Genomic DNA, 2,843 nt, shown 5'->3' with positions numbered 1-2,843 from the left:
TCGAATGACAAGAAGTTGGAGATGCGGCCGACCTCGGGATATGCCTCAGGATAGGACCAGACCGCTAGATCAGCGTCACTGATGTTGTAGTAGCTGCATAGGCCCTTATACGGGCAGAAGGTCTGGCGTTCCACGGGAGTGAGCGCAGATTCATCGAGATCGGCACGTGGAACGTACCAGCGCGGCGCAAAGCCGGATTCGTAGAGAACCATGGGCCGTTTAGTATCGGCAACGATGCGGTCACGATGGCGGACCACGGGCGAATGTCGATGCGGTGGTAGCTGTCGGCGGCATGGCCCACGATCCGTTCGTCTTCTTCGTAGAAGGCGTCCATGCACGGCCAGGCGAACGCGACAAATCCTTGCAACTCGCTCGCGTAGGCGGGGAGGTCGATGTGTTGCCATGCCCCTCGCGGCGCACTCTGCCCGCCCGCCTGAACCGTGTACCAGAATGTGAGCCCAAGATTGGGATGGTGGCCCTTATGCTCGGTGCCTTGCGTTTGGAGAGACATCGGTCTCGGGGAAATAGGCGATCGGATAGTGGCCCGGCTCGAAGAGCAGCAGGACGTTCTCGCTGTCGACGATCCAGGTGCCGCCGAAGCGCACGCGTATCCGCCGACGCAAGGGCTCGGCGTACAACAATCTCTTGGGCAGCTGTTCAGGCACGAGAAACCTCCCGATTGTTCCCGGTGATAACGGACCTTGTTGCCATGACAATCCCATAGCCTTGATCGGCGATGCCAAATTCCTTGCGTCGGCGAAAGTCCAACGCGGCCTTGGCACTGTGGATGATGTTTTTGCTAGGCAGGCGATATTCGGACACCTTCCGCCAATGTATTTGCGATCGACGACAGCGATGCGCTTTCCGTCTCGAGCAAATGTCCAAGCAGCGATTGTCGATCCCGTGCCGCCGCCGAGAATCACCCAATCGAATTCCTCCGGCTGCGTTTTGTTAGGCGCCTGGGCGGATGAGGTTTTCTGTTTGCTATTCATGCGACTTTTCCTTTCCGAGCGGTGAGCTTTAGAAGGCAAAGGACTGAGCCTTCACGTCACCTGTAATTTCTCAGATGGCGGTGCGCCCTCCATCTACGTTTAGCCTTGCGCCATAAATGAAACTGGCACGGTCCGTCGCCAAGAACACAATCGCCTCGGCGATCTCGTCGGCAGTAGCTGGGCGACCGGCCGGTCCCTGTGCAGCTAGCTGCTCAAGACCCTCGCCCATCGCGTCTGTACCTTCCGTGCGCGTAGGCCCAGGACTGACTGCATTCACGCGGACGCCGCTCGACCGTATTCGGCAGCCCAAGTCTTAGTCAGCAGATTAATGGCGGCCTTGCTCGCACCGTCCAGGCTCATCCCTGGTGCTCCGTAATCGGCAGCCATCGTCGACAGATTCACGATTGCCCCTTTGCCTCTCTTGGCCATCCCAGGAGCAAGCTCGGCTACCAGGAAATAAGGCACCTTGACATTGATTGAAAACACGTGATCAAACTGTTCTTCGGTCATTTCATGCGTGGGACCAAACGGATAGATTCCCGCATTGTTGATGAGAATATCGACATTACCATTTCCGAGTTCGATCACTTTTTTCGCCACTTCGCGTGCACTGTTCGCGTCCCGAAGATCAGAGGAAATAAAATCCGCTTTCCCGCCTGCCGCGCGAATTTCGTAGACGGTTTTCTTCCCGCGTTCCTCATTGCGACCCACAACTACAACGTGGATGCCGAGCTGCGCTAGTTTAATGGCGGTCGCGCGACCGATTCCGCTCGTTCCTCCGGTGATAAGTGCTGTGGAAGTGTTGCTGGTCATGTGCAATCTCCAAAGGGTGGTTATACGTGATTGGACTCGCCCGCACGCACCCCGGTTTCAGAAACTAGCCTCCGCTTTCGGCCAGTATTCCCAGATCGTAGTCTTTTGGGTGTGTCTTTTTGATCGATTCCGTAGAAGAGTCTACAAACAACCTCAACCTAAAAAGGGGACATTTCTAATCAGTTAAGATTGGGGAAATTTCCAAATGTCTTAAAAAAGGAAAAACCTACTTGACAACGCTCATGAGCTGCCTTATATTTAACCTATCGGTTATGTAACCGATTGGTTTATCAAAGATGCACGATCAGCTCAGCTCCACCTTCGCCGCCCTCGCTGACCCCACTCGGCGCGCCATCCTAGCCCGGCTGGCGCTCGGCGAGACCTCGGTCACAGAACTAGCGAAGCCGTTCGAGATGTCCATGCCAGCGGTGTCGAAGCACCTCAAGGTGCTGGAGCGCGCCGGCCTCATCGCCCGTGCCCGCGAGGCGCAGTGGCGGCCCTGCCGCCTGGAAGCAGGCCCGCTGAAGGAAGCTGCAAGCTGGATCGAAGAGTATCGCCGATTCTGGGAGCAGAGCTTAGACCGGCTCGACGCCTACCTGCGCGAGATTCAAGCGGCCAGGACAAAATCGAAAAGCAAGGGTTCAGGAAAGAAGAGATCGAAGACCAAGTCCGAGGAGTGATATCGTGGCCCAGTCAGCCGAGACAGCGAACGCAGCAACCAAATTCGTCTTCAGTCGAACATTTGACGCGTCCCGCGAAGATGTGTGGAACGCCTTCACCCAGCCCGAGCATCTTAAGCACTGGTGGGGCACGCCTGGCAGCAGCATCGAGATCGCCCGCCATGAACTCAAGCCCGGAGGAATTTTCCACTACCGCATGAAATTCCCTGACGGCCGAGCCATGTGGGCCCGATTCATCTTCCGCGAGATCGTCGCACCTGAGCGCCTGGTGTGGCTCAATGGCTTCAGCGACGAGCACGGTGGCCTCACGCGCAACCCCTGGATGCCCAACCTTCCGTTGGAGACGCTGAACACCGTG

At 56.9% G+C, this 2,843-nt stretch carries 5 protein-coding genes; 2 read left to right on the top strand and 3 right to left on the bottom strand.

Features of this window, described 5'->3' with window-relative positions:
- Window positions 1–64 precede the first annotated feature (64 nt).
- The 3 genes from VEG30_04510 to VEG30_04500 all read right to left on the bottom strand — a co-directional run bounded on the left by VEG30_04510 (window position 65) and on the right by VEG30_04500 (window position 1,805).
- Window positions 65–511: a hypothetical protein gene (locus tag VEG30_04510; GenBank protein HXZ79169.1), complete on the bottom strand. Its 447-nt coding sequence runs from the start codon at window positions 509–511 to the stop codon at window positions 65–67.
- On the bottom strand, window positions 480–992 hold the full coding sequence (locus tag VEG30_04505) for a DUF427 domain-containing protein (protein ID HXZ79168.1): 513 nt from the start codon (window positions 990–992) through the stop codon (window positions 480–482). The genes VEG30_04510 and VEG30_04505 overlap by 32 nt, the downstream gene beginning before the upstream one ends.
- A gap of 273 nt (window positions 993–1,265) precedes the next feature.
- Window positions 1,266–1,805 (bottom strand): SDR family oxidoreductase, encoded by a 540-nt coding sequence (locus VEG30_04500; GenBank protein ID HXZ79167.1) that lies wholly within the window; start codon window positions 1,803–1,805, stop codon window positions 1,266–1,268.
- 296 nt (window positions 1,806–2,101) lie between these two features.
- On the opposite strand from VEG30_04500, the gene VEG30_04495 reads away from it, so the two are divergent.
- A complete protein-coding gene (locus tag VEG30_04495; GenBank protein HXZ79166.1) occupies window positions 2,102–2,485 on the top strand; it encodes a metalloregulator ArsR/SmtB family transcription factor in 384 nt (127 codons plus the stop codon).
- Window positions 2,486–2,489: 4 nt separating this feature from the next.
- The coding region (locus tag VEG30_04490) for an SRPBCC domain-containing protein (protein HXZ79165.1) at window positions 2,490–2,843 on the top strand (354 nt) is incomplete at its 3' end.

It is taken from the genome of Terriglobales bacterium, assembly GCA_035624455.1.
Classification (GTDB): Bacteria; Acidobacteriota; Terriglobia; order Terriglobales; family Acidobacteriaceae; genus DASPRM01.
The sequence above is the reverse complement of the archived record's forward strand: the minus strand, read 5'-3'. Positions and strand labels throughout refer to the sequence as shown.